The organism is Bacillus sp. BS98 (assembly GCF_008432245.1).
Lineage (GTDB): Bacteria > Bacillota > Bacilli > Bacillales > Bacillaceae_G > Bacillus_A > Bacillus_A toyonensis.
In genome coordinates this window covers 2591485-2617810 of the sequence record NZ_CP043830.1, presented here as the reverse complement: position 1 = coordinate 2617810, position 26326 = coordinate 2591485, and the positions used below count along the sequence as shown (strand labels likewise).

Genomic DNA, 26326 nt, shown 5'->3' with positions numbered 1-26326 from the left:
TTTCTAGTTTAATTTAAGCAGTGTAATTTATACGAGCATAATAAATCGCTCGTACTATTTAAAGAAAGGGTGTATGTGGTGCGAATAACAAAAAGATTAATTAACAAATCAGTTTTATTACTTACTATAATCGTTATGTTATCATCTGTTTTCTCTTTTCAGAATGTGAAGGCAGTTTCAAATTCAAAAACAACTGAAATTATCGTTCATTACAAAGAGCAGTCTGGAAACACAAAAGACTGGAATCTTTGGATGTGGGGAGAAAATGCAAATGGTAAATCATATGAATTTACTGGTGAAGATGAATTTGGAAAGTACGCAAAGATTAAAATAGATGGTGACTATAATCGTGTAGGATTTATTATTCGTACGAATGAGTGGGAAAAAGATGGTGGCGATCGTTGGATTGAAAATATAAAGGACGGTCGTGCTGAAGTATGGATTCTTTCGGGTGATGAAAAAGTATATAACTCTAAGCCTTCTTCAGATCTCACAATTCAAAAAGCTACTATTGATAGTTTTAATGAAATCACTGTAACGACTAATGTTCCTTTTAATAGTAAGGAACAGAAAATTGAAATTGAGGGCATTAAAATTAAGGAAATTAATCCTTTTGATAAAAATGGTGGAGATATTACTAATAAGGTGAAAATAATTACAGAACAGAAAATTGATTTAAAACAGACATACAAAGTTAAAATAGAAAACTTAGCTTATATGAATACTGAAATCGGTAAAGTCATTCGTAGCGAAGAGTTTGATAAATTATTTTATTATAGTGGTAACGATCTAGGGAATATATATTCCCCGCAACATACAAAATTCCGTGTATGGGCTCCTACTGCGAGTGAAGCAAAGTTAGTTACATATAAAAAATGGAACGATAAAATAGGTACTGAAATAAACATGCAACAAGGTGAAAAGGGAACTTGGAAAGCAGAAATTAAAGGGAACCAAAAAGGTCTCTTTTATACGTATAAGGTGAAAATTGGGGATAAATGGACTGAAGCAGTTGATCCATATGTGCGTGCTGCTTCTGTAAATGGAGATAAAGGTGTAGTCATTGATTTAAACGAAACAAATCCGAAAAAATGGAAAGCAAATAAAAAACCGGAATTTAAAAAACCGGAAGATGCTATTATTTATGAATTGCATGTACGCGATCTTTCCATCCAACCTGAAAGTGGCATTAAACAGAAAGGAAAATATTTAGGGGTAACAGAAAAAGGAACAAAAGGGCCTGAAGGTGTAAAAACAGGACTTGATCATATGAAAGATCTTGGTGTTACGCACGTTCAGTTTTTACCGATATTTGATTATGCATCAGTCAATGAAGAAACTTTAAATGAACCACAATACAACTGGGGATATGACCCGAAAAACTTCAACGTCCCAGAGGGCTCCTATTCTACAAATCCATATGAGCCGACTGTTCGAATAACTGAATTAAAGCAAATGATTCAAGTGCTACATGATAATAATCTTCGTATTGTAATGGACGTAGTATATAACCATATGTATAATGCGGCTGAATCTAATTTTCATAAGTTAGTTCCAGGTTATTATTACCGATACAATGAAGATGGAACATTTGCAAATGGAACTGGAGTAGGAAATGATACTGCTTCAGAACGAAAAATGATGAGGAAGTTTATGGTTGATTCTGTCACATATTGGGCAAAAGAATACAATTTAGATGGATTCCGTTTTGATTTAATGGGCATTCATGATTATGAAACAATGAATGAGATACGTAAAGCTGTTGATCAAATTGACCCTTCCATTATACTGCATGGAGAAGGCTGGGATTTAAATACACCTCTTGCAGCTGAGTTGAAAGCAAATCAAAAAAACGCGGAGAAAATGAAAGGGATTGCTCATTTTAACGATAATATACGTGATGGATTGAAAGGTAGTGTATTTGAAGAGAAAGAAAATGGTTTTGTAAATGGAAAGCAAAACATGGAAGACCGTATTAAAAAAGGCATTACAGCAGGCATTGACTATGATACAAATTCGTCTACCTATCAAGATCCGGAACAGGTATTAACTTATGTGGAAGCTCATGACAATCATACATTATGGGATAAACTTGAGTTAACTAATCCAGGTGACAGTGCAGAAGTGCGAAAACAAATGCACAAATTGTCTTCTTCAATTTTATTAACATCACAAGGAATTCCATTTTTACATGCAGGGCAAGAGTTTATGCGCACGAAATATGGTGATCATAACAGTTACAAATCTCCTGATTCAATTAACCAGATGGATTGGTTACGCCGTGCAGCATATAATAATGAAGTAGATTATATGAAGGGCTTAATAGATTTACGCAAAAAGTACCCAGCTTTTCGAATGACATCTACTGAGCAAATTAAAAAGCATATATCATTTATAGATGCTCCCAAAAATGTTATAGCTTATTCAATAGATGGAAAGGGCAATGGGAATAAAAATGAAAACTTTATGGTGGCTCACAATGCAAATAGAGAATCCGTTGACATAACTTTGCCATCGAAAGGTCCTTGGAAAGTACTAGTAGATGGTAAGCAGGCAGGTAGTAAAACACTTTATGTTGTCCATAATAATAAAATTAAAGTTCCTGCATTAAGTTCATTCGTTTTAAAAACAGCGAAACCGATTAAATAAAAGCAAGTCATGTGGAAGTATATACTGAATTGAGTACATGTAATAAGGATTGTACATGCAAAAAGCGAAGTGACGGTTATTTTCACTTCGCTTTTAAAATTAAATTAATATAATTTCACATACTGTAATTATATTACAATTTAATAAAGGAAATAGACAAGAAATTATTTCTATTGTAACAGTAGGAGGAGAAGATATCTTTGTATTAATTCCTACAAATCGTTTAAAAAATAGCAAAGATGAAAAAGTATATGGAATTAAAATAGAGAAAAGACACCATTTAAGGTGTCTTTTCTCTATTTTAAATACGATATGTTAGTAAATAACTTGTATGTAAAAGTAAGTTGCATTTTCACACTAACTTCAAAAGAAAAATATTAAATTCTTTTCTTAAGCTATATGTAATAAATCTCATTAGAAAATTTTATTGCTATAACAAATAAAACTTTCTCAATATTATTGTGTTTAATAACTATATCCATCTGCTTTCCAATCCATTACAATAATTTCACATTGGAAATACACGAATATTCTCAATGTTCTAAATGGTTTATACCTTATAGGATTACTATGGGAAAGGATGTGAAATGTCTAATAAAAAAATATTTTTTATGATGAAATAAAAAATTTTAATGAAGAAAAAGTTATTTTATTATTCTCAAGCTTTATTGAAGTACATGTATTTATAATCACTTCGAGACAAGAGGAAGAATCTAAAAATTATTTTTGTAGATTAGAAAAGTGTATTTGAAAATTAAGTTAAAAGTTTATGGAGGGTTATATGAGCGAGAAAATTTATTATTGGTCTCCTATTAAACATTGGGAGAAGTTGCATAATGAAGTTTTGATAGGGGAAATGAGATTTACAGGTATTCTGTCTGAGTGGTTTCCTGAGTTTTATTTTTTGACTCAAAAAGGTGTGAAAATTAGTGAACTAGTAGAACGCTTTTCTTTAGGAAATGTAGAAGAGACACAAAAAACAATAGAGCTTATGATAAAAAATCGTGTGTTAGTAAGTAACATATTACACCCAAGAGAAGTATTTTCCACACAAGAAAAGATTTTTCCAAATCCATATAGCGACCAGATTCGCTTTTCTAAAGAATATTTAGATATGTATATGAGTGAACAATTGAATCGAACGCACGTTTCTGCGCGACCAGCCGAAATTCAACTTGAAACAACAAATGAGCTACCAACTATAATCAAGGAGCGTAGGTCTTGTCGCCAATTCGATATGAAAAAACATATTAGTTTTTTAGAATTTTCCCAATTCATATCAACTCTAAAACAGGTTAGGAAAGAAAATATATACTATCATTACGCAAGTGCAGGCGGGCTCTACCCTATTGATATCTTTATTTATATAAAACCAAAACGTATAGAAGGTATGAAAGCTGGATTTTATTATTATAACCCATCAAAAAACTGTCTTGTGATTGTAAATAATATTGATCAAGTAATCAAAAGTGATCATGAGTTAATTAACCAAGATTTATTTACTCAGTCTGCCTTTTCAGTTTATTTGGTTTATAATGCGAACGCTTCCATCCCAAAATACGGTTCAGATGGATATTTATTTGCTTGTATTGAGTCTGGTATTATCACTGCTACCTTAAATATGGTGGCTGAGACTTTGAATTTAGGCGTTTGTTCAGTTGGTCATATGAAATTTGAAGAGATTGAGCAATTTTTATGTTTGGATAGCCATCAAGTATTTCTCCATGGGCTTGAAGTTGGCTTGAAAATTAACGAATAGATGAAATGAATATTAGGGGGATAAAGATAAAAATGCACATTAAAGATCGAAGTTCGATTCATGAAAATAAAGGGGTAGAGGCGTTTTGGAAGGAGCAGTTATCTTCCGAGGTTCTCGATTTTTCTGTATTTAATAGCGGTTACCAACTAAATAAAGAAAATCCTTGCGAGCACGTTCAAGTCATAATGAATGTAGAGTTTAGTAAAAGTATACAAAAAGTAAGTAAGTCTCAAGATTTATTATTATTTAGTTGGTTACAGGCCACGTTAAGGATTTGTTTGGCACACTATACAGATCAAGAAAAAATTACTATTGGTATTCCTGTAATTGAAAAAAATCTTGAACAAAGCGAGAATCTTAATAAATTGATTCCTTTAGGAAGTGAAATCCATCCTCATCACAGCTTTAAAGAAGTAGTAAATCAGATTGAACAAGCGACTTTATTCGGGTATGACAATCAGAGTTATCCACTTTCTGAATTATTAGCGAAACACCATTTAACTCCTTTTCAAATTGTTATTGGGATGGAAGGATTACATAATAAAAATTCGATAGAAGAATACGCAGAGAATAATTTAGCCATATGGATACGAAGAAAATGGAATGAAATACATAATGAATTTGAATTTCAAATTTCTTTCAAGTCTCATTCATTCTCTTCTTTGCAACAGTTTGCAAATTCATATCTTTATGTTTTAAAGCAAGTGTCAACAAATTCGAATTTGGCTGTGAAAGATATTTGTATCATTTCAGAAGAAGAGAAAGAGTTGCTAAAAGAATTGAATCAAGGTCAGGCGGACATAGAATTGTCTCAATCATTTCAAGATTTGTTTGAGAAGCAAGTATCAAAAACCCCAGATCAAATTGCTGTTGTTTGTAATGATCAATCTTTGACATATAGAGAATTGAATAAGAAAGCAAATCAATTGGCTTCTATTCTTCAAAGTAAAGATGTTTCGACAGAAAGTATTATTGGGGTTATGGTGGATCGGTCATTAGAAATGATCATTGGTATGGTGGGGATATTGAAAGCCGGAGCAGCATATTTACCAATCGATCCTAATTATCCAAATGAACGAATTGAATATATGTTACAAGATAGTCAAGCAAAATGTTTACTGAGCAAGCGAACAGAAGTAGAATTGCCACAATTTGCGGGTGAAGTGCTGTATCTTGATGAGGGGCATTTCTTCCAAGGTGAAGAAAGTAATTTAGTTCGAGAAAGTCATCCTAATGATTTGGCTTATGTTATTTACACATCAGGATCGACAGGAAATCCAAAAGGAGTAATGGTGGAACAGAAATCTCTTGTCCATTTTTTAAGTGTAATGAGAGAAAAAGTAAAAGATAATCATTCATTCTTGTTTCTTGCTAGTGTATCTTTTGATATTTCCCTGTTAGAAATATGTCTTCCTTTAACTCAAGGTTCGAAAGTAGTTATTGCTACAGAGGACCAGTTTGCAACAAAAGAATTGGCTCATTTGGTCAAAGAGCATAATGTGGATCTATGGGAGTCAACGCCATCGCGAATGGAAGTTATTTTGAGTGATCCAGAAGGGGCAAATTTTCTAAAAGATTTAAAATCTATTTTGTTAGCAGGAGAAGCATTTTCCATTGATTTGGTTGAAAAGATTCAATGTATTAGTGAAGCAACGATTTTAAATATTTATGGTCCTACAGAAACAACTATTTGTGCAACAGTAAAGGATTTAAGCACTGCCAAAGAAGTTACGATTGGAAATCCCAATCCGAATTATCATTCCTATATATTGAATAAGTATGGTCAATTAAAACCATTTGGAATTCCGGGTGAACTCTGCATTGCTGGCGTGGCGGTAGCACGAGGGTATCTTGGTAAACCTAAACTGACAGATGAAAAGTTTGTACAGAGTCCATTTATGGTAGGAGAAATGATGTATCATACGGGTGATCTTGTTCGTTGGTTGCCTAATGGGGAGCTTGAATATCTAGGTCGAATGGATCATCAAGTGAAAATTCGGGGGTATCGGATTGAATTAAGAGAAATCGAAAGTCAGTTAAGGGAGTATCCAGAAATAAACCAAGCTATTGTTGTTGATCAAGTATATGGAAATAGGAAATTATTAGCTGCTTACTATGTATCGGATAATAAGGTCCCTTTTGGTGAAATCAGAAAATATTTAAGTGATAAATTACCTGAGTTCATGATTCCTGAAAAAATGATTCAGGTGGAAGAGATTCCGTTGAATCCAAATGGGAAAGTAGATAGGAAAAGGTTATTGGATATAACACAAACTGATTATGTATCAATTCCATACGTTGCCCCGCGCAATGAAATTGAACAAAAATTGGTGCATGCATGGGAAAAAGTTATGGAGATTGAGGGAATTGGTATTCATGATAATTTTTTCGCACTAAAAGGAGAATCGATTAAAGCATTACAGGTAATAAATTTATTAAGAAAAGACTGTTTGAAAATAAGTACAACAGATTTTTTTAAGCACCCTACGATTGCTCAACTTAGTTCTTGTATAGAGGTAGAGCATAAAGAGGAAAGGTTTGAAAATAGACCAACTCATGTTAAAAATTTGTCTAAGCCATTTCCCTTAACAGAAGTTCAGACAGCGTATATGTTAGGAAGGAATTCACAGTTTGAATTAAGTGGTATTTCACCTCAAACATATTTTGAATATGAAACAGAATTGGATATCAATCGTCTTTCAAAAAGTCTTCAAAAGGTAATTCATCGTCATCCAATGTTGCGAGCTGTAATTTTATCAGAGGGAAAACAGCAAATATTAGAAAGTGTTCCTGATTACGAGATTGAAATAGTGAGCCTCATAGATTTAGATGATGGGAAACAAAATGCTCGCTTGCGAGAAGAACGTTCTCGAATGACTAACCATGTATTCCCTTTGGGGCAATGGCCTTTGTTTGAATTAAAAGCCTTTCTTGTAAAAGAAGACACGTATTTATTATGTTTTCGATACGATGCTTTATTAATGGATGGAGCTAGTATGAACATTGTTGGACAGGATTTGTTTCATTATTATTATAAACCAGAGCAAAGATTAGGACCTCTATCTTTTGATTTTCAAGATTACATGTTTATTTATAATGAAATGGAACAAAGCACAGAATATAAAACAGCAAAAGATTATTGGACAAGTAAGCTTCCTGATTTTCCATTTGCGCCTTCCTTGCTGTTAAAAAAGGACCCGATAGAGATTGCTATTCCTAAATTCCAATCACTTACTAAAATCCTAGACAATGAAAAATGGACAAAGCTACGAAAGTTAGCACAAGAGAAAGAAGTAACTCCTTCTGCTCTGCTTTGTACAATATATGGTGATGTGTTGGCATATTGGAGTAATCAACATCGATTGGCAATTAATTTGACTGTATTTAACCGTTATCCTGTTCATGAAGAAGTAGAGAAAATTGTGGGAGATTTCACTTCACTCATCTTGTTGGATATTGATGTAAAACCAGAGCAATCTTTCTTTACTAGAGTAAAAGAAACGCAATCTACTTTATTAGATGGCCTTGAACATCGCCATTACGATGGAGTTAATTTCATTCGAGATTTTACTCGATATCATCAAATGACGCCAAAAGCAGTTATGCCAATTGTTTTCACCTCGATGCTAGCAGGTGCGGGTGCTTTTGCTTGGGAACAGCTTGGTTCACTTCGCCATATTCATGCTCGGACTCCACAAGTGTATTTGGATAATGTGGTAATTGAAAAAAATGGAGAGTTATTAATTAGCTGGAACTATGTTGAAGAATTGTTTGATGTTGATGTGATAGAAGCAATGTTCGCCCAATTTGTTGACTTATTGGAACAATTGGTGAAACAAAGCGACGTAACATCTTTGCAGATGAAAGAATCGGATCAAACTTTAACTGAGCAATACAATGAGACAACAGAAAAAATACCTTCAACTACTCTGTATCAATTATTTACAGACCAAGTAAAACGCACACCGGATGAAGTAGCAGTGGTTTTTGAACAAGATTGGTTAACATACTCGGAGCTTCATAAGCGTTCCAATCAAGTTGCGCACTTTTTAAAAGAACAAGGAATTGGTCTAGGTGACAAAGTTGGTCTTTTAGCACAAAGACGAGTTGAGACAATTGTTAATATGATAGGTATTCTAAAAGCGGGTGCCGCGTATGTACCGATTGATCCTGACCATCCTTTAGATCGTCAAACATATATTTTAGAAAATAGCACATGCAAACTTTTATTAGAAGCTAGTCTTTATGAAGAAAGGCATTTGTCATTATATACAACAGAAGATATGCCTGCCATTGCTGGTCCGGAAGATCTTGCCTATATTATCTACACTTCAGGAAGTACTGGAAAACCGAAAGGAGTAATTATTACTCATCAAGCGGTTTCAAATACAATTCAAGATATTAATCAAAAATATCAGGTAAATGAAGATGATCGTACTATTGGTATTTCTTCCATGTGTTTTGATCTATCTGTATACGATATTTTCGGAACTTTGAGCACAGGTGCAATGTTGGTAATGATTCGTGATCCAAGAGACATGCAAGAATTAATCCGTACTGTCGAACGTAGAGGAATTACAATTTGGAATACAGTGCCTGCAATCATGGATTTGGCATTGGAGCAAGTAGGTTCTCATTTTGAACATTCTTCCTTGCGTTTAGTTTTACATAGTGGAGATTGGATTCCACTTTCTTTACCAGAAAAAATAAAACGACATTTTCCAATTGCAGAAGTAATTTCACTAGGAGGAGCAACAGAAGCATCGATTTGGTCAATTTATTATCCGGTCAATCAGGTGGCATCACATTGGAATAGTATTCCATACGGGATGCCTTTGGCAAACCAAACGTATTATGTGTTGAACTATGAAAAGAAAATGTGCCCTGTTGGTGTAATTGGGGATTTATATATCGGGGGAGTGGGCCTTGCTAAAGGATATTTAAATGATGAACAGAAAACAAATGAAGCATTTGTATCACATCCTGATTTTGGTCTTATATACAAGACAGGAGACTGTGGAAAAATGCATCCTGAGGGATATATTGAATTTTTAGGCCGACAAGATTATCAAGTCAAAATTCAAGGATATCGAGTAGAGTTAGAAGAAATCGCCCATTGTCTTCTCACTTACAAACAAGTCGAACATGCAGTAGTGATTGATCAGACAGATGAGTATGGAATAAAATTTTTAGTCGCATATGTGGTAACTGAGCAAAATATTAGCACAACAGAACTACGAAAGCATTTGCGAGATCACTTGCCAGATTACATGATTCCTTCTTATTTTGTTTATTTGGAACAATTGCCCTTGACTCCAAACGGGAAATTAGATAGAAAAGCACTCCCTACTCCGGCGAAACAAAAAAGTGAAGTATTTATTGCTCCAAAAACTGAAATGGAAAAAATATTAACTAGTGTTTGGCAAGAAGTACTCAAAGTAGATCGGATTGGAATAAATGATCATTTCTTTGCCTTAGGTGGAGATTCGATAAAAGCTATTCAAGTTTCCGTCAGACTGTATAGACAAGGATTTGAGCTAGAACCAAAAAATTTATTTTCATTTCCTATATTAGGAGACATGGTTCAATTTGTTAAAAAGCTAGAATATCTTCCAAATTCGCAAACAAGTGATGTAAACAAAATGAACGATAATAAAGTTACATCACTAGATGTTAAAGATAAACAGCTTAATCAACATACACTCATCAAAATACAAGAAAAAATGCCCGAAATAAAAATAGAACGTATTTACCCATTGGCACCTTTCCAGGAAGTTATTTATGAGCATGCTGCGACTGAACCTGATACAAATGCATATTTCGAACAAACAATTTGGGCACTTGAGGGGGAGCTGGATATTAATCTCTTTATTCAGTGTTTCCAACAATTAGTTGCTCGTCATGATTCTCTAAGAACCATAATTGTGCAAGATGAACAAGCACAACCTTGGCAAGCTGTTCTACAAGATGTTCAAATGATTTCAGAGATAAAAAACTTGATTGAGATGACGAAACAAGAACAGCAAGAATTCCTAGACCAGTGGATGAATGAAAATTTAAGTCAAGGATTCAAAAATGATGAACTCATGACCCGTCTCTGTATATTCCAACTAGGTAATAATGAGCATAAGGTGGTTTGGAGTTCCCATCATCTATTATGTGATGGTTGGAGCGTCAGCATTTTGATAGACGAATTATTCCAGCTCTATGAAACAATAAATGCGGGAACTACGGCAGAGTTACCTATGGTGAAACCTTTTGAGACATTCATAGATTGGACTGTAACACGTGATCATGAAAAAGCACGTCATTTTTGGCGGGATTATTTATCAGGATACAATCGGAAAATTAGCATTCCTAAAAAGAAAGTACCAACTCAAAGTGAAGGGTTAAATTTCACATTTAAGGATTTAACATTAGATAAGGATTTGACTAATCAGTTACAGACATTTGTAACTAAAAACAATATAACTATGAATTCGGCATTACTGGCTGTATGGGGAATATTGCTTGGCAAATACAACGGAGTGAGAGAAGTAGTATTACCTAATCTAGTATCAGTCAGACCTCCCGAAGTAGAAGGGATTGAAAATATGTTCGGTCTGTTCACAAATGTTTTGCCTATCCGACTAGCATGGACAGAAACGCAATCTTTTGTGGACTTCCTGCAAAAAGTACAACTAGAAACATTGAAATGTAATGAGTATGCATACTATTCATTTGTTGATATACAAAAACAAAGTGAATTAAAAAATCAGTTGACTGACCATCTTTGGGTTTTTGAAAACTATCCGACTAACCCAGCTATCTTTTCTTCAAATGAAAACAGAAATTTTGCCATCACAGATTATGAAGTTGTTGATGAGCCGCATGTAAAGTTTGGAATTATGTGCTTCCCTGAAGAGAAACTTACAATAAAGTTTGGATATGATCAAACCGTATATGAAGCGGAAAAAATACAGGAAATATTGAATCACATCCATCAGTTAATCAACACAATTCTTCAAAATCCAATACAGGCAATCGGTGATTACAAATTATAAAAAATAAAAAGGCGAGCAAGAACTCGCCTTTTTAAATAGAATAGGAGTAAACCAAATGACAAAAAACTTGCAGTTATCAGCCGAAGAGATGCGTCAGTTAGGATATCAAGCTGTGGACTTGATTGTTGATCATATGAATCATTTAAAAAGTAAACCAGTTTCGGAAACAATTGATAGTAATATTTTTAGAGACAAGCTAATTGAAACAATTCCAGAAAACGGATCCAACCCAAAAGAGTTACTTCATTTTCTTAATAACAATGTGTTTAATCAAATTACTCATGTGGACCATCCTCATTTTATGGCTTTTGTGCCAGGTCCGAATAATTATGTTGGTGTAGTAGCAGATTTTTTAGCAAGTGGGTTTAATGTATTCCCTACAGCTTGGATAGTAGGTGCAGGTGCGGAACAAATTGAATTAACGACAATCAACTGGTTAAAATCAATGCTAGGATTCCCTGATTCAGCTGAAGGGCTATTTGTCAGTGGCGGTTCCATGGCTAATTTGACTGCACTTACTGTAGCGAGACAGGTCAAGTTGAATAATGACATAGAAAATGCGGTTGTGTATTTTTCTAACCAAACTCATTTTTCTGTAGATCGAGCACTTAAAGTATTAGGTTTTAAAAATTCTCAAATTTGCCGAATTGAAACAGATGAAGATTTAAAAATTTCAGTTAGTACTTTAAGAAAGCAAATAAAAGAAGATCGATTAAAAGGAAAAAAACCATTTTGTGTTATTGCTAATGCAGGGACAACGAATTGCGGAGCAGTTGATGCTCTTAATGAATTGGCTGATCTCTGTAGTGATGAAGATGTATGGCTGCATGCGGATGGGGCTTATGGAGCTGCAGCAATTCTTAGCGAAAAAGGAAGGGAGTTGTTAAGTGGAATTCATCGTGCCGATTCTTTGACGTTAGACCCGCACAAATGGCTTTTTCAGCCTTATGATGTTGGTTGTGTACTTATTCGAAATAGCCAATATTTAAGTGAAACATTCCGTATGATCCCAGAGTATATTAAGGATACAGAAACTAATATAGAAGAAAAAGTGAATTTTGGGGAGCGTGGAATTGAACTTTCTCGTAGATTTAGGGCATTAAAGGTATGGCTTTCTTTTAAAGTATTTGGAGTCACAGCTTTTCGCGAGGCAATTGATCATGGCATTATGTTGGCTGAACAAGTTGAAGAGTTTTTAAGGAAAGAAAAAGATTGGGAAGTGGTAACACCTGCACAGTTAGGAATTGTTACTTTTCGTTATATTCCATGTGAGCTAACATCTACAGATACAATTCATGAAATAAACAAAAAACTGGTGGAAGAAATTAATCAAAGAGGATTTGCTATGCTAAGTACGACTAAATTAAAAGGAAAAGTAGTAATTCGACTTTGCTCTATCAACCCAAGGACAACAAAAGAAGAAATAATTCAAATCATGATGAACATAAAAGCATTGGCAGAGGAAATAAACACATCGCCTAAACATCTTATATCCGTTTCTCAACCTTGATATATTAGGTGAATTTTACACATTAATAGCCGATTCTAAATGAGAATCGGCTATTATACTATTTACGAGTGTTTTTCTTGTATAGGGATTAAGCCTCAACCTTAGAGACTCTTTTGAAACCGGTCTTTACTGCTTGTACCATTTCGTTTACAGCGTAAATAGATACATCGGCATTTTGATTTAACCCTTCAAACCAGTGATAGGCATTTGGATATAAATGAAACTCGACATCAACACCAGCTTGCGCTAGTTTGCTTACATAGGTTAATGTTTCACTGCGGAATGGATCTAATTGGCCAACAAATGTGTAAGTATATGGTAAGTCACTATAATCCTCCGCTCGGGAAGGCGCTGCATAGGCAGGGATTTTATCCGTTCCATACATTTCTCCTAAATACATTTTCCACCCAGCTTCATTTGCTTTTTGGTTCCAAACAAATCCCTCTTTAATTTCATTCGCTGAAGGTGTATTATTTCGGTCATCAATCATTGGATATAGTGGCATTTGTAAACAAATTGAAGGATATTTTCGATCTCGCGCTAATAATGATAATGCTGCTGTTAGTCCACCGCCAGCACTTACTCCTGCAACCCCAATTCGATTCGAATCAATGTTTAATGACTTTGCATTATCAGCGATCCATTTTAAAGCTGAATAACAATCCTCAATTGGTGCTGGGTAAGGGTGTTCAGGTGCTAAGCGGTAGTCTACAGATACGACCACACAGCCAGCTTCTTTTGCAAATCTCATACAAGTATCATCGTTATCATCTATAGAACCTAAGATATAACCACCACCATGTATCCATAATAAGACAGGTAAAAATTCATTATTTGATTTTGGACGATAAATTCTTAATGGTAACGGATTATCATCAGGTCCAATAATGATTTCATCAGTTAACGAAAGGGATTCATCAACAACGGTAGGTGGTCTCATTTGAGCTATTCCTTCTCTGATTGATTGCAAGTTTTCCGGGCGTAAATCGAGATCTGGAAACATCTCTAACCCTTGTAATAACTCTGGATTTACTCTTGTTTTCATTTTAGCACCTCTATTTGTAATTGTTTTCGAATAAATGAAGTGTATTCTAAGTAGTTTAATTGTGAAAAAACATCACAATTAAATTGTAAATTGAATATGTCTTAGCAGTCAACAGAATATTCGGAAATTAGAACCTTTCTCAAGAAGGAGTTTCATGCAACCAGTAATACAAGTGATTAATTTAGGAGTAAAGTGTTTTCATGTCGTTGTAGTTATTTACAAGTAGTTTTCTAATTGAACCAAGAGGTGATCCGTTTTATTTTAATGGCATATTGCAACGGATACATGTTCGAATTCATATTCGGAAAGGATTAATACATTTGTATTCCTTAATATATAATTTAAGAAAATACTCATGGGCAGGCATTAATATAGGAGAACAGTACAAATTAAAATAACTGTTTAAAAAAATTCCTTTAATTTGGTTAGAAAAGGAGTAAATTCTTTTTTCCTTATATAGACTCATGAAGAAGTATGAAAATCAGAATTTATAATTCAAAAGCCAGCTTGAAGTAATTGCAATAATTACTTTGGATAGTAATCTTAAAAAAATAAAAAAAGAGAAGAACTCACCAATGTTCTTCTCTTTTTTATGTGTAATTAGGGTTTCCATAATTGTAGATATGGATGGTGTAAATGAATGGATGAATAACTTACTCTTAAAATTATAACAGAACAAATAAAGCATTTTATATGTAATATTGCATAAACAAGCTAAACAACAATAATATCTGGTGAATAAGTAGCGCTTTTCCATATGGCGAGTTTATTTCATAGTTTCTTCCTAAATTCTATATCATTTTCCAATCATGCAAGGTTAAGGGAGGTGACAATAGAAAGATTTAAAAATGAGCTCAGTATAAAATAAAACATTATAAGTATAAAATCCTGTACTTAGTAATCTCTTGTTTTAAAGCATGACATTGGGAAAGTGTGGGGAGTTCAATCGATTCTGAATAAAATTGATAGTATCAGTTGCAATTTTTTTACGTTTAAGAACAATCCCAGCATGCCCACATGTATAAATATATCGAGTAGGTTTTTCCCAAGATGCCCACAAGTAGTCCGTATCCTCACGGTGCACATATAGATCGTGCTTGCCTGAAATTAATAAAATATTTTCTTTTTTCACTTTTGGTAATGCTTGACTCGGTTCAGTGATTTTCCAATAATCTATTAAATCATTATACGTTACACCATGATGTTCCAAATCTTTTCTAATGAATTTACCTGGATTTGTCTTCCAAATTGAATATGAAAGTCGATTCGCGTAGAAAATGGATGCCAATACATCAATGTCTGATTCAACAAGAGCTGTTAGGTTTGTAATAACCCCACCTAAACTGATTCCTATTAAAATCAAGGGACCATTTTTATTTGCTTTAATCCATTTAATCAAAGTTCGTAAATCAGCTACCGCTTGTCTAGTGGCTTGTACAGTTCGTTCAATATTAGCACTTACCATGTACTCTCCACTGAATAGGGATTGGTTGGGTTTTCTTTCAAAATGATAGGGTAGAGTAAAATAATACATATTCCACTTCAAGTTAGTCATATGGTCGTGAAATATTTTTTTTACACGTTCGTTAGAATCCATTCTCCAACCGTGAACGAAGATGACATGAGGTGCATCTTCGTTTTCATGTAAAAATAATTCCCCAGTTACAGAATCGTTGCGTGAATCACCAGATTGAACCGAGCTTTTATATTTGAACTTTCCAACCATGTATTCCTTTTCTTGCTTTGCATGCTTAATGTTAAAATGAATATTAGATGGTTGTACTTTATAAAAAAATTCTATATCCTTTATATCTAGTGCGGTGTTAGAAAGAGAAGTATATTGAAACTCTCCACTTCTTTTTTTGTGCAAATCATACAAGGCGTATCGATCAATGAGTTTTGAAAAAATCAAATTAACTTCCTCCAAAATACATATTGTTTAAAACATGGACAAAATTTATGTTTTATTTATACTGTAAATTAAATTTAAAATATTTTTTTCGTCTAATAGTACGTGCTTGAATTATAAATCCAGGTGATAAATTTGTATATTATATTATAAAACTAACAATAAAATAAAACCATAAATAATTTATACTACAATTTAAAAGACAAGTTAATATTCTCATTTATATGAGAGAACATTAACTTGCTTATTTTCGTATCAAAAGATACACCGTTTGAAGTAATGTAATTTAAATGATGAACAATGTATCAATTAATATATTTTATTCAGTGATAGTTACTATAGTTTTCGAAGCCGGTAGTCAATGAACCTTACAATATGCATCTTTTGGGTATATAAATAACAATATTCATTAAAGAAAAAGTTTTAATCCTTCATGAGAATCTTTAAATCCTAATTTCTTATAAAATTGCAACGCTTCCTGTCGTTCTTTATCTGTTGTTAACTGTACTAAATGACATCCCCGCAATGTAGCCCGTTGAATAGCCCATTTAATAAGTTTAGTTCCTATACCTTTACCACGTTTTGATGAGACTGTCCGTACCCCCTCAATAGTAGCTCTCCAACCCCCTTGACGTGCAATGTAAGGCGTAAATGTAATTTGTTGAAGACCAACAATCTCCGTCCCATCACACGCTACAATCAACTCATTATTTGGATCACAATCAATAGCATGAAATGCTCTTATATAACTATCAGGGAGTGGTGTTTCATAGCGCTCTCTTTTATTGCCTAAAACATCATCAGCAAGCATTTTTACAATATCATCTAAATCATCTGCCGTAGCAATCCTAAATGTTATAGTTTCTGTCACTATTAAAAAACCTCCTTAATGTATGCACTTGTTACTTTTATTTTACTTGTTTAAATACAATAGGTTAAATTATAAAATATTATGAGTCTCTATAACTTTTTCTTATAGATAACATAAAAGCCTAACTTATAAAATGATATATTAGGCTTTTTAACACAATATTATTATTAAAAAATCCGACCAACTTCAATAAAACGCCATATTCATTAATGGATTTTCATATTTAACAAACCACATATAACCATTCAAATAGGGTGCTTTTAATTAGCTCTATAGAAATTACATAATAAGCATAGATTTGTAAGCTCTCATTCAATGAATCTTAATATATATGGACTAGCTCCTTACCAATATTCTTCACCAAAGTCATTGAATAACTACACATAAACTCCTTATATCTCTAGATAAACTACCGATTAGCTCCATATAGACTCTAGATAACCTATATAGAATATAAGTTATCAAGGAGGTAAGAAAAAAATGAACTTTATGAAAAGAGCAATTCTCAGTATGAAAAAAAGAGTAGGAACATCATTAATTTTGATGGCAGTCTTCCTAATCGTTACAAATTTAGTGTTGGCAGGATTTACAATCCAAAATGCATCAAAAAAAGCTGCGGATGCAGCAAGAAAAAAACTAGGTGCAGATGTTACTTTAAGTCTTGATTTTGACAAATTAGGTCAACAGGCTCAGGAAACTGGAGAGATGCCTAATCCACCGAAGCTCAACACGAAAGAAGCAGATCAGTTAGCGAAGTCAAAGTATGTAAAAGACTATAATTACATAAGCAATACATTCGGAATCTCGGATGGACTTAAACTAGTAGGAGCTTCAGAAGGAGAAGAAGAAGGAAAGGGTAAAGCGGGAATGGCGGCTGTACGAGGCGGTTCAAGCTCCGGTACAGAAATAGATATGAATGCTTCCTTTATGATTGAGGGAGTTCGCAAGACTGCATTACAAGAAAGCTTTAAGAACGGAAAAAGTAAAATCATTGATGGGAAACCAATTACAGAACAGATGAAAGATCAGAATGTAGCTTTAATGGAAAAACGATTAGCGGAATTAAACAATTTGAAAGTAGGAGACAAAGTTAAAGTGCAATCAGGGGATAAGAAGGAAACCCTCGAGGTTGAAATTATCGGTATTTACGAAACGAATGAGCAAGCAATGGGTCAACAGGCCCCTCCTATAATGGATCCAGCTAATAAACTATATATGCCGCATTCAACTATGAAAAAATTTGAAGTAGATCAAGGTATAAGTAGCATTCAAGTCGTGTATTTCTTGAAAGACCCACAAAACATTGAAGCATTTAAAAAAGAAGCAAAAAAATCTAAGATTAATTTTAATTACTATAAATTAGATGCACATGATTCATTGTACAAACAAATGATTGGGCCTATCGAAAATATCTCATCTACTTCTCAAATGATTATTTATATTGTATCAATTGCAGGTGCGATTATATTAGGATTAATCATTATGTTATCGATTAAAGGACGTCGTAAAGAAATGGGGATTCTATTGTCCATTGGAGAAAAAAAGTGGAAGCTGATGGCGCAGTTCGTAGTAGAAGTAGTATGTATCGCTATTTTAGCTTTTGGATTATCCATAACAACAGGAGCTAAAGTTTCTCAATATATAGGGGATAATTTACTTTCAAGTGAAGTTGCTACAGCAAGCGAAGAAACAAACAACCCGCAAAATGGGACTGTAATGATGTCTGGACCTGGTGGAACTGTACAAAATCAAAAAGAGGATCCGATTGATAAAATTGATGTAAGTGTAACAGGAGAAGATGTAGGCAAAATGGGAGGGATAGGACTAGCTATTGCTATATTAGCAACGCTTCTTCCAGCATTATCAATTCTACGTTTAAATCCAAAACAAATTCTTTTAAAAGATGAATAAGGAGGATCAATATGGAAACGATTTTACAATTTAAAAATTTGGATTATTATTATGAAAGTAATGGGAAAAATGTAGCGATACTAGATAATGTTAATTTTTCTTTTCAAAAAGGGCATTTCTACACAATTTTAGGACCATCTGGATCTGGTAAAACCACAACTCTGAGCTTAGGTTGCGGACTGGATGTCCCTAAAAATGGTTATGTCCTGTATAATGGAAAAGATATTCGAAAAATTGGTTTGGATCGATACCGCAATCAACATGTATCTGTAATTTTCCAATCTTATAATTTGATTACCTATATGACTGCTCTTCAAAATGTCCTAACGGCAATGGAAATTACAGGTGTTAAAGTGCAAAATAAAACTGCAAGGGCATTAGAATTATTAGAAAAGGTAGGACTCACAGAAGTAGAAGCGAAACGTAACGTTCTGCAACTAAGTGGCGGGCAACAACAGCGTGTAGCAATTGCTCGAGCATTATCTTGTAATGTTGATTTACTGATTGCGGATGAGCCAACAGGAAACCTCGACGAAGAAACGGCAATGGATATAATAGAACTGTTTCAAGAACTTGCACATAAAGAAAATAAATGTATTATTGTTGTGACGCACTCACAGGAAGTTGCTAAAAAATCTGATCGTGCAGTTTATTTAAGTAAGAAGAAGTTAGTAGTAAATGAAATTTAAAATAAACACTCTAGGTTTTTAATTCACATAATATTAAAAAAATATTTCTTCAAATATTAATAATTGATATACAATAAAACCAAGCCATAATCAAAATGGTCTCCCTGTATTGAATGTTAAGATAGTTTGTTGTTCCTTTTTTAACAATATTAAAAAAAGAACTTGTAGAATATTCTACAGGTTCTTTTTGTTATGACCGGTTAACTATATCAATGAGGAATTATATATGAAAAACAGGACATTACCTAGATATATGATCTAAATACCGTCCTGTTTAATTGTTTATCTGTATAGTTATTGAAGAATTAAACCTACAATCATAATGAAACTAAATACTATCATCCAACCAAACGCACAATAGCCGAAAATTCTAATCCATTTAGGTAATTGATTCATGTTAACTTTATTTGTGGGAATTCCTTGCATAGAAAACATCATTTTTTGATCTCTATCCCTATTATTTTGTTGTTCATACATAATATCATCACCCTTCAAGAACAATTGTGTTTATAGTATATCAGTCTGGAGATAATTAAGCACAGAATATTCGACAACTATAGTGAATAAACGTGTATTCCAGTGCTGCATACTAAATTTCAAAAAACTAAAATTGGATTACTCAAAAGCTATATATAAAGTATTTGCTCATTTAAAACATAATCACCCTTTTAACAAGAGATGCTTATTATTTGGTATTGAATAATTTAAATACATTCAATGATACTTCTTAGCGTTTATATACGTAAATGTCTTTCAAACGATATGTACCGTAAAGTAGGAGCAGCTTACATTTATGACTATTATTATTTATTCGTTACTTTTAAAACATCTAACACTATTTTCGTTGCATCTGCAATAAGCTTATCATCGTACTTCGCATCCTCTTTCGCATGATTAGAAAGTATCGCAAGAATAATTGGCTTCTTATTTGGTGGCCAAATGATTGCGATATCATTCCTTGTTCCATAAGATCCAGAGCCAGTCTTATCGGCTACTTCCCATTCTCCTGGAACTCCAGCACGAATTAAGTTGTCCCCCGTAGTATTTCTTTTCATCAAATCTATTAAAAAGTTTCGTTTCTCAATTGAAAGTATATCGCCTAGCGCGTAGTCTTGAAGACTAGTAGCTAATGCCTTTGGGGTACTAGTGTCACGAGTGTCTCCTGGCTGCACTTCGTTTAATTCTGGTTCAAAACGTTCAGGATTTGTGACAGTATCTCCTATTTCTCTCAGTGATTTTTTGAATTCACTTGGCCCACCTAATTGCTTAAGAATAAGATTTTGTGCAGTATTATCGCTATATCGAATGGAAGCATCCGCAAGTTCTTTCAAAGTCATACCTGTATCTATATATTTTTCAGTAATTGGATTGTAATTCACAAGATCTTTGCTAGTATACTTAATTCTTTGTTCTAAATCTTCTATTGATTTCTTTTGTAACAGTGCTCCAACAGCAAGTGCTTTGTGGGTAGATGCGTATGCAAAACGTTCATCTGAACGATAAGTAACAGTTTGATTCGTACTTGTGTCCAATGCATAAATACCAAGTTTAGCATCATATTCTTTTTCAAGTTTAACAAAAGAATGATTACTTGTATTTTCTTGTTTTGTTTGTTTCGGAGGTTCGGATTGAATATTACTATTGGAACAGCCTATAAGCGTTACACATGAAAGTAATACTACAGGTAGCATCTTTTTATAATGCGAAATGTGAAAAAACTTCTTTGGAACGATCATACATTTTCAACCTCTTTCAAGAATTTATGGATTTTGTATTGGTATTTTACATACCAATACAATTAACAAATGTACAGGATAGGACTCATCTTGTATTTCTTGCATTACAAAAGGAGAGAACTACCAAGAACACCTTTTTATACGTAATAGACAATCTAAGTAACACATTTGTTCCATTTATGAGTACGGTTTTTAATATATCCATTAATTTTATTTATAAAAATCACAAAAACAACAAGCTCCATCACAATATCATCGGAAATATTATCTAAAGACGATGATTTTTCAAATGGCTTTTATCCTAGACGAATTAATGTCATGTTGTGGCTACGCAGATACATTGCTGACCATCTGCACGTTTGGAAGCCTGAAGACCACTTTATCTTTAGTAAACAATAAGATTTACAAAGTGAGAAACAATGAGAGGATTCCTTTTTTTCAACTAAAGGAGAGCTTTAGTTTATGGGACCTTCCTTAGTCTTTCTTTTTAGGGAATACCACATCACCATCAAGCTAAGGAAAGCTGTCTTTAAACCAGAAACTTATTCTATCCAAGGAAATATATTGCATTATATAATAAATACTATACCATTCTTACAAATAACGGGAGAGACTCTATGAGAAACGTAATAATTTATTTCGGAATCTTTTTTATGATTGTATTAAGCGGTTGTATCCGATTTGGAAAAGACACCACAAATACGATTTATCTCATTCCTGAAGCGTACGAAGGAGATTTAGTGGTACTATACAATGTACCTGGAGCGGAATTGTTGCCAGAAGAAGATGGTTTTCGTGTAGTTACATTCACCGCAGACGGAACCGCAGTAACATCTACAGCCGATATGAAATATGGTACGGTCAACGATACCTATTACACGGTAAACAAGGAAGGGAAGCGCACAAAACTTGACGAGAACTGCATACGCGCTGGTTCAAATGGAAGCACTACTGAAAACGTTGGTGAAGAAAATGAGCACACTTTCCCATATGCAAAATTTGAAGTTACACAAAGTTCATGCTCACAAAGCTTTTCATCAAATGGAAGAGAAGTACCAGAAAATCAAGAACATCCTGTAGAAAATAAGCTGCGGGACTTACTGGCACGTGTAAAAGAGCAGTATATGAAAGTGAAAAGCTAGATTTTTAAATTTTAAAAAGGGTGAATTGATGAATGATGTTAGGGATAGGATTGATTGTGTTAGGCATTTTAATTGTTAGCATTGTATCTTACCGAGAAATAAAAAAAGCAGGGGGCGTAACCTGGATCGAAATTGTATTCTATCCCTTTGGATTATTAATAGGTGCGCTACTAGACCACTTTGATCTACCAGAGTTTTTAATCCTGTTAGGTTTACTATGTATTGTATTTGGTAGCTGTATGGTCATGGGCGTCAATATTTTATAAAATTGAGAGTTAAGCATCTGAATCAGATGCTTTTTTATTTTATTCTGTAATTCTTATTTTTAATGTCTTGTATGGTGAAGACTAAGGCACATAGGGATAGCAATGCAAGTATAAAGCTTAACCAGTTAAATGTACTGTCCATAATAAGTATTGAGATGAAGATGCCATAAAAATAAATTAACATCGCAATAAAAAGATATGCATCACGTTTTAAAGACTTTAAAGTTCCTATTCGTTTCACCTCTACTTTCTGATGTTATGTTACAAAAAAGAACCCGCACATCTGCAGATTTTCCAGATTATGATTTTTAAATATGTAACTCAGTTCTAACGATATAATATGTTGAGTTACTAAAAAAATCAAATATAAAATTGAAAAAAACTTTTATAAATCTTAATGCGTTAGAAATATAGGGCGAATCTTTACGAACTGTTTCCTATGAATACGATTCTATTAATCAATTAAAGAAAGAAACATTAGCAGATGGAACGATCAATGCGTATGGATATGATGGATTCGGAAACCGTACGTGTGATATCGTTGTAATTCTTCTGCAAATGGTAGTAGTTCATATTGAATCGAGGGATTCATAAGAAAACGTCATCCTTTCTAATTTATCTTGCTTAGAAAGGATGAAGCTTTTGAGGGTATTAAAACCTCTTGAGTTGATGGAAATGTATGGTGACCCCCGTTTATGAAAAATAAAATTCTTTAAAAATGGAGAGCCGCGACCATAAACCTGCATTATTAATGTAGAATTGTGATGTCGGCTCTTTATTCACTAAAATGGCAAGTTAGTGAATAAATTGTTCATATGTATTTAAAGCTTATTTTCGGGAGGAGCTTAAACAATGAGAGCACCATATCAAGTATTGATTTTTCCTTATATAAAAACTGATGATTCCATTCGATATGCCATTTTTAACCGAAGTGATTATGGTTATTGGCAAGGAATAGCTGGTGGTGGAGAAGATGGTGAGACTCCTATTGAATCAGCAAAACGGGAAGCGTTTGAAGAGGCTGGTATTATAAGAGAATGCCCATATATAACATTAGATTCTGTGTCGTCATTACCAGTAGAGGATGTAGTTGGAGGATTCCTTTGGGGAGAAGAAGTTTATGTAATAAAAGAATTTTCTTTTGGAGTTAAAGTTCCTACAAAAAATATTTCATTATCTAAGGAACACTTCAATTATAAATGGTTATGCTTTGAGGAAGCAGTAACCCTTTTGAAATGGGATAGCAACAAAACAGCATTGTGGGAATTAAACAAAAGGCTATTAAAACAATTAAAGTGCTAGCTAACAAAGACGTTAGTGGAACAAGAATTGAGCAATTTAAAAAAGCTTTGCCACACTTCAAATGCAGCAAGGCTTTTATTTTTCTTAGTGTGGTTTTTTTCTGATTTGCGGTCTGTACCTCAACATCAATGGTAATAACTATAGGTTTTCTAAAACCAACTAGTGATCAAATCCATTTAAGGATTTTATATATATAATTGTTATGCTAACTCCAAAATCAAATTATAAAATGAACTATCCTAAACTTGAATCAATTTCATAATCTATTTCCACTATAATGATTTCATCATAAGTTTATACTTACTACAAAAACAAATAAACTCGTCCTACTAAGAGGGGAGTTTATTTGTTTTTTGTTTAGATAATGGAATGTTCATACAAAATTGCACACTATGTTCCATATTTTTTATAGAATACTTTATATCTAGCGTTTCAAGAATTTGTTTCACAATATACAGTCCTAAACCGCTTCCTCCAGTATTTCGATTCCTTGATTTTTCAATTCGATAAAACGGTTTGAAAATTTGTTGTATATCTTCTTCTTTAATATTGACACCTGTATTCATAATTTGCATTTTAATTTGACCTTGTTTAGAATCCTTACTTAACTGTATATAAACTTTTTCATTATGTGGTGAATACATAACCGCATTATGGATAATATTTTTACATGCTTTTTCTAAAAGAACATAATCTGTATAAACGGAAAGATCAGAATCAATTTCTTTTATTATTTGGATGTTTTTTTGTGAAGCGAAAAATTCGAGATCTTTTGTAATTGTATTTATTAACTTTGAAAGATTAACTTTTTCTACTTTTAGTTTAAAGGTATGTTGTTCTAATTTCGATACGCTTAAAATTTCACGAACTAATTGTTCCATACTTTCAATAATTTGACGATTCTTCTTTAAATATTGATCGCGATTTTGATAAGGGCCAATATTGTATATCATTCCTTCTAAGTATCCTTTCATTACAGTAAGAGGGGACTTTAATTCATGTGCTACAATCGTAAAAAACTCTCTGCGTTTTGTTTCTATTTCTCTTTCTTTTTCAATATCATTTTTTAATTGTTCATTTGCTTTTTTTAAATCAAACATAGCTTGTTGCAAGTTAATAGACATGTCATTCAAACTATTAGATAATTCTCCTAACTCATCTGTAGAGCGAACCTCAATTTTTTCGGAGAAATCTAAATTTGCCATCTTTTGTGCACCTTCATTAATATAAATAAGTGGCTTTGTAATAAACCTGGAATAAAAATAAGCACTCCCTATACCAATAACGAGCACAATGATACTAATATAGGGGAGAAAGCGTACTAAAACCTGTGAAGCTTCATCAATCGGTTGAAATGTAGCAAACACTACAAGCGTTAAACTACCATCTTGAAATTGAATTGGTTTCGTAACGTTATATGAATTGCTAAGGGTACTTGCATTCTCGAATCGTGTTGCTTTAGTAACTACTGTTTTTTGCGTACCACTTTGAATAAAAGAAAATGAAGGAGAGTAAATAATTATTCCTTCTTTATTTTGAAGATAAAGCATCGCATTATTTTTTTTGGCGTATTCATCAAAAAGTGGTATCGCATCTTGAAACGTAAGATTTTTAGATTTATCAATGATTTCGTTTATCCCTGTTTGAAGTTGATCTGTTTTATATTGCTCATAAAACGTCGGAAGAAAGAAGTATAAAGTTAAATAAATCAATATTGCAAAGGATAATAAAATGAGAGATGTAGTCATAAAGAGTTTATAAGTAATTTGCTTCATTTTCATGAGTTTCACAATACTATTCATCAATTTTATATCCAATACCCTTTATTGTTTTAATATAAGGGATAGCTAATTTTTTGCGTAGGTTTTTAATATGTGTATCGATTATTCGTGTTTCTCCAAAATAATCGTAACCCCAAACCTTTTCAACGATATTTTCTCTTGTGAGTACTTTTCTCTCATTTTGAAATAGTAGTTGTAGAATTTCAAACTCTTTTGTCGTTAATATAATTTCAACGTCATTTACATATACTCTATATGCATCCACATCAATACGCACTTCTTTAAATATCAAATGATTATTTACATTTTTATCATAACTTCTTCTAAGTACAGCTTCGACTCGTCTAATCAAAACATGAAATGAAAAGGGCTTTGTTATATAATCATCGATCCCAAGGTCGAATCCTTTCATTTGATCTTCCTCTTCTTCCAACGCAGTTAGCATAATAATTGGTACGTTTGACTGACTTCGAATCATTTTAGAAACTTCAAACCCATTAAGATTGGGCATCATGACATCTAGAAGAATTAAATCAAATGATTGATTATTAAATTGTGTCATACCCTCTAGTCCATCTGAAGCGACTACCACTGTATAATGCTGTGTCATTAAAAATTGTTTAATTAATTCCTGAATTTCTTGATCGTCCTCTACCACGAGAATATGATAGTTTTTCATAATATCACCTCTGGTAGTCATTATAGCCGTACTA

The 26326-nt window shown here is 33.2% G+C and carries 17 protein-coding genes and 1 pseudogene; 11 read left to right on the top strand and 7 right to left on the bottom strand.

All coding sequences use genetic code 11. From position 1 onward, the window contains the following. The first annotated feature begins 78 nt into the window (after window positions 1–78). From pulA to F0362_RS13485, 4 genes are all read left to right on the top strand, one after another. Window positions 79–2649 carry a type I pullulanase gene (gene pulA, locus F0362_RS13505; protein ID WP_001223299.1) on the top strand — a complete coding sequence of 857 codons (2571 nt, stop codon included), beginning with the start codon at window positions 79–81 and terminating at the stop codon, window positions 2647–2649. 781 nt (window positions 2650–3430) lie between these two features. Next, entirely contained in the window at window positions 3431–4408 is a 978-nt protein-coding gene (locus F0362_RS13495) for a SagB/ThcOx family dehydrogenase (RefSeq protein WP_001290973.1), read from the top strand. A 32-nt stretch (window positions 4409–4440) separates the two neighbouring features. Beyond that, window positions 4441–11451, top strand: coding sequence for a non-ribosomal peptide synthetase (locus F0362_RS13490; RefSeq protein WP_149889819.1), 7011 nt, complete (start codon window positions 4441–4443; stop codon window positions 11449–11451). Between the two features lie 55 nt (window positions 11452–11506). After that, window positions 11507–12961 carry a pyridoxal phosphate-dependent decarboxylase family protein gene (locus F0362_RS13485; RefSeq protein WP_000164819.1) on the top strand — a complete coding sequence of 485 codons (1455 nt, stop codon included), beginning with the start codon at window positions 11507–11509 and terminating at the stop codon, window positions 12959–12961. An 88-nt stretch (window positions 12962–13049) separates the two neighbouring features. Here F0362_RS13485 and F0362_RS13480 read toward each other — a convergent pair whose 3' ends face one another. The 3 genes from F0362_RS13480 to F0362_RS13465 all read right to left on the bottom strand — a co-directional run bounded on the left by F0362_RS13480 (window position 13050) and on the right by F0362_RS13465 (window position 16786). Beyond that, window positions 13050–14006: an alpha/beta hydrolase gene (locus tag F0362_RS13480; RefSeq protein ID WP_000857948.1), complete on the bottom strand. Its 957-nt coding sequence runs from the start codon at window positions 14004–14006 to the stop codon at window positions 13050–13052. Window positions 14007–14916: 910 nt separating this feature from the next. Then, window positions 14917–15918, bottom strand: a complete 1002-nt coding sequence (locus F0362_RS13470; RefSeq protein ID WP_000577689.1) for an alpha/beta hydrolase — start codon at window positions 15916–15918, stop codon at window positions 14917–14919. 406 nt (window positions 15919–16324) lie between these two features. Continuing rightward, window positions 16325–16786: a GNAT family N-acetyltransferase gene (locus F0362_RS13465; RefSeq protein WP_000140903.1), complete on the bottom strand. Its 462-nt coding sequence runs from the start codon at window positions 16784–16786 to the stop codon at window positions 16325–16327. A gap of 480 nt (window positions 16787–17266) precedes the next feature. Here F0362_RS13465 and F0362_RS13460 point away from each other — a divergent pair, with 480 nt between their 5' ends. Further along, window positions 17267–18697, top strand: a complete 1431-nt coding sequence (locus F0362_RS13460; RefSeq protein ID WP_001010237.1) for an ABC transporter permease — start codon at window positions 17267–17269, stop codon at window positions 18695–18697. An 11-nt stretch (window positions 18698–18708) separates the two neighbouring features. After that, window positions 18709–19386: an ABC transporter ATP-binding protein gene (locus tag F0362_RS13455; protein ID WP_000447845.1), complete on the top strand. Its 678-nt coding sequence runs from the start codon at window positions 18709–18711 to the stop codon at window positions 19384–19386. Between the two features lie 294 nt (window positions 19387–19680). On the opposite strand, the gene F0362_RS13450 is transcribed toward F0362_RS13455, so the two are convergent. Then, window positions 19681–19863 carry a hypothetical protein gene (locus tag F0362_RS13450; RefSeq protein ID WP_000273228.1) on the bottom strand — a complete coding sequence of 61 codons (183 nt, stop codon included), beginning with the start codon at window positions 19861–19863 and terminating at the stop codon, window positions 19681–19683. Between the two features lie 326 nt (window positions 19864–20189). Then, on the bottom strand, window positions 20190–21122 hold the full coding sequence (bla, locus tag F0362_RS13445; RefSeq protein WP_000636871.1) for a class A beta-lactamase: 933 nt from the start codon (window positions 21120–21122) through the stop codon (window positions 20190–20192). Window positions 21123–21356: 234 nt separating this feature from the next. Here bla and F0362_RS31420 point away from each other — a divergent pair. From F0362_RS31420 to F0362_RS13415, 5 genes and pseudogenes are all read left to right on the top strand, one after another. Then, window positions 21357–21521: pseudogene (locus F0362_RS31420) on the top strand (helicase); the annotation flags it as partial. A gap of 218 nt (window positions 21522–21739) precedes the next feature. After that, on the top strand, window positions 21740–22264 hold the full coding sequence (locus F0362_RS13435) for a DUF6843 domain-containing protein (protein ID WP_001246652.1): 525 nt from the start codon (window positions 21740–21742) through the stop codon (window positions 22262–22264). A gap of 32 nt (window positions 22265–22296) precedes the next feature. Next, a complete protein-coding gene (locus F0362_RS13430; RefSeq protein ID WP_000979111.1) occupies window positions 22297–22530 on the top strand; it encodes a hypothetical protein in 234 nt (77 codons plus the stop codon). Between the two features lie 453 nt (window positions 22531–22983). Continuing rightward, the gene (locus F0362_RS31415; protein ID WP_079519526.1) at window positions 22984–23124 is read left to right on the top strand and encodes an RHS repeat domain-containing protein; all 141 of its coding nucleotides are present in this window, start codon (window positions 22984–22986) and stop codon (window positions 23122–23124) included. Window positions 23125–23382: 258 nt separating this feature from the next. Then, on the top strand, window positions 23383–23832 hold the full coding sequence (locus tag F0362_RS13415) for an NUDIX hydrolase (RefSeq protein ID WP_001202617.1): 450 nt from the start codon (window positions 23383–23385) through the stop codon (window positions 23830–23832). A gap of 329 nt (window positions 23833–24161) precedes the next feature. Here the strand turns inward: F0362_RS13415 and F0362_RS13410 are convergent, their stop codons facing one another. Further along, window positions 24162–25634, bottom strand: a complete 1473-nt coding sequence (locus F0362_RS13410) for a sensor histidine kinase (protein ID WP_001084880.1) — start codon at window positions 25632–25634, stop codon at window positions 24162–24164. Continuing rightward, entirely contained in the window at window positions 25627–26292 is a 666-nt protein-coding gene (locus F0362_RS13405) for a response regulator transcription factor (RefSeq protein WP_000800729.1), read from the bottom strand. Before F0362_RS13405 ends, F0362_RS13410 begins: the two co-directional genes overlap by 8 nt. Between the last annotated feature and the right edge of the window lie 34 nt (window positions 26293–26326).

What these genes read in the sequence shown, in the direction of transcription:
- F0362_RS13485 (WP_000164819.1), top strand. Translation starts at nt 11,507, where the DNA reads ATGACAAAAAACTTGCAGTTATCAGCCGAAGAGATGCGTCAGTTAGGA.
- F0362_RS13490 (WP_149889819.1), top strand. Translation starts at nt 4,441, where the DNA reads ATGCACATTAAAGATCGAAGTTCGATTCATGAAAATAAAGGGGTAGAG.
- F0362_RS13410 (WP_001084880.1), bottom strand. Translation starts at nt 25,634, where the DNA reads ATGAATAGTATTGTGAAACTCATGAAAATGAAGCAAATTACTTATAAA.
- F0362_RS13415 (WP_001202617.1), top strand. Translation starts at nt 23,383, where the DNA reads ATGAGAGCACCATATCAAGTATTGATTTTTCCTTATATAAAAACTGAT.
- F0362_RS13460 (WP_001010237.1), top strand. Translation starts at nt 17,267, where the DNA reads ATGAACTTTATGAAAAGAGCAATTCTCAGTATGAAAAAAAGAGTAGGA.
- F0362_RS13450 (WP_000273228.1), bottom strand. Translation starts at nt 19,863, where the DNA reads ATGTATGAACAACAAAATAATAGGGATAGAGATCAAAAAATGATGTTT.
- F0362_RS13455 (WP_000447845.1), top strand. Translation starts at nt 18,709, where the DNA reads ATGGAAACGATTTTACAATTTAAAAATTTGGATTATTATTATGAAAGT.
- F0362_RS13405 (WP_000800729.1), bottom strand. Translation starts at nt 26,292, where the DNA reads ATGAAAAACTATCATATTCTCGTGGTAGAGGACGATCAAGAAATTCAG.
- F0362_RS13435 (WP_001246652.1), top strand. Translation starts at nt 21,740, where the DNA reads ATGAGAAACGTAATAATTTATTTCGGAATCTTTTTTATGATTGTATTA.
- F0362_RS13430 (WP_000979111.1), top strand. Translation starts at nt 22,297, where the DNA reads ATGATGTTAGGGATAGGATTGATTGTGTTAGGCATTTTAATTGTTAGC.
- F0362_RS13480 (WP_000857948.1), bottom strand. Translation starts at nt 14,006, where the DNA reads ATGAAAACAAGAGTAAATCCAGAGTTATTACAAGGGTTAGAGATGTTT.
- F0362_RS13495 (WP_001290973.1), top strand. Translation starts at nt 3,431, where the DNA reads ATGAGCGAGAAAATTTATTATTGGTCTCCTATTAAACATTGGGAGAAG.
- bla (WP_000636871.1), bottom strand. Translation starts at nt 21,122, where the DNA reads ATGATCGTTCCAAAGAAGTTTTTTCACATTTCGCATTATAAAAAGATG.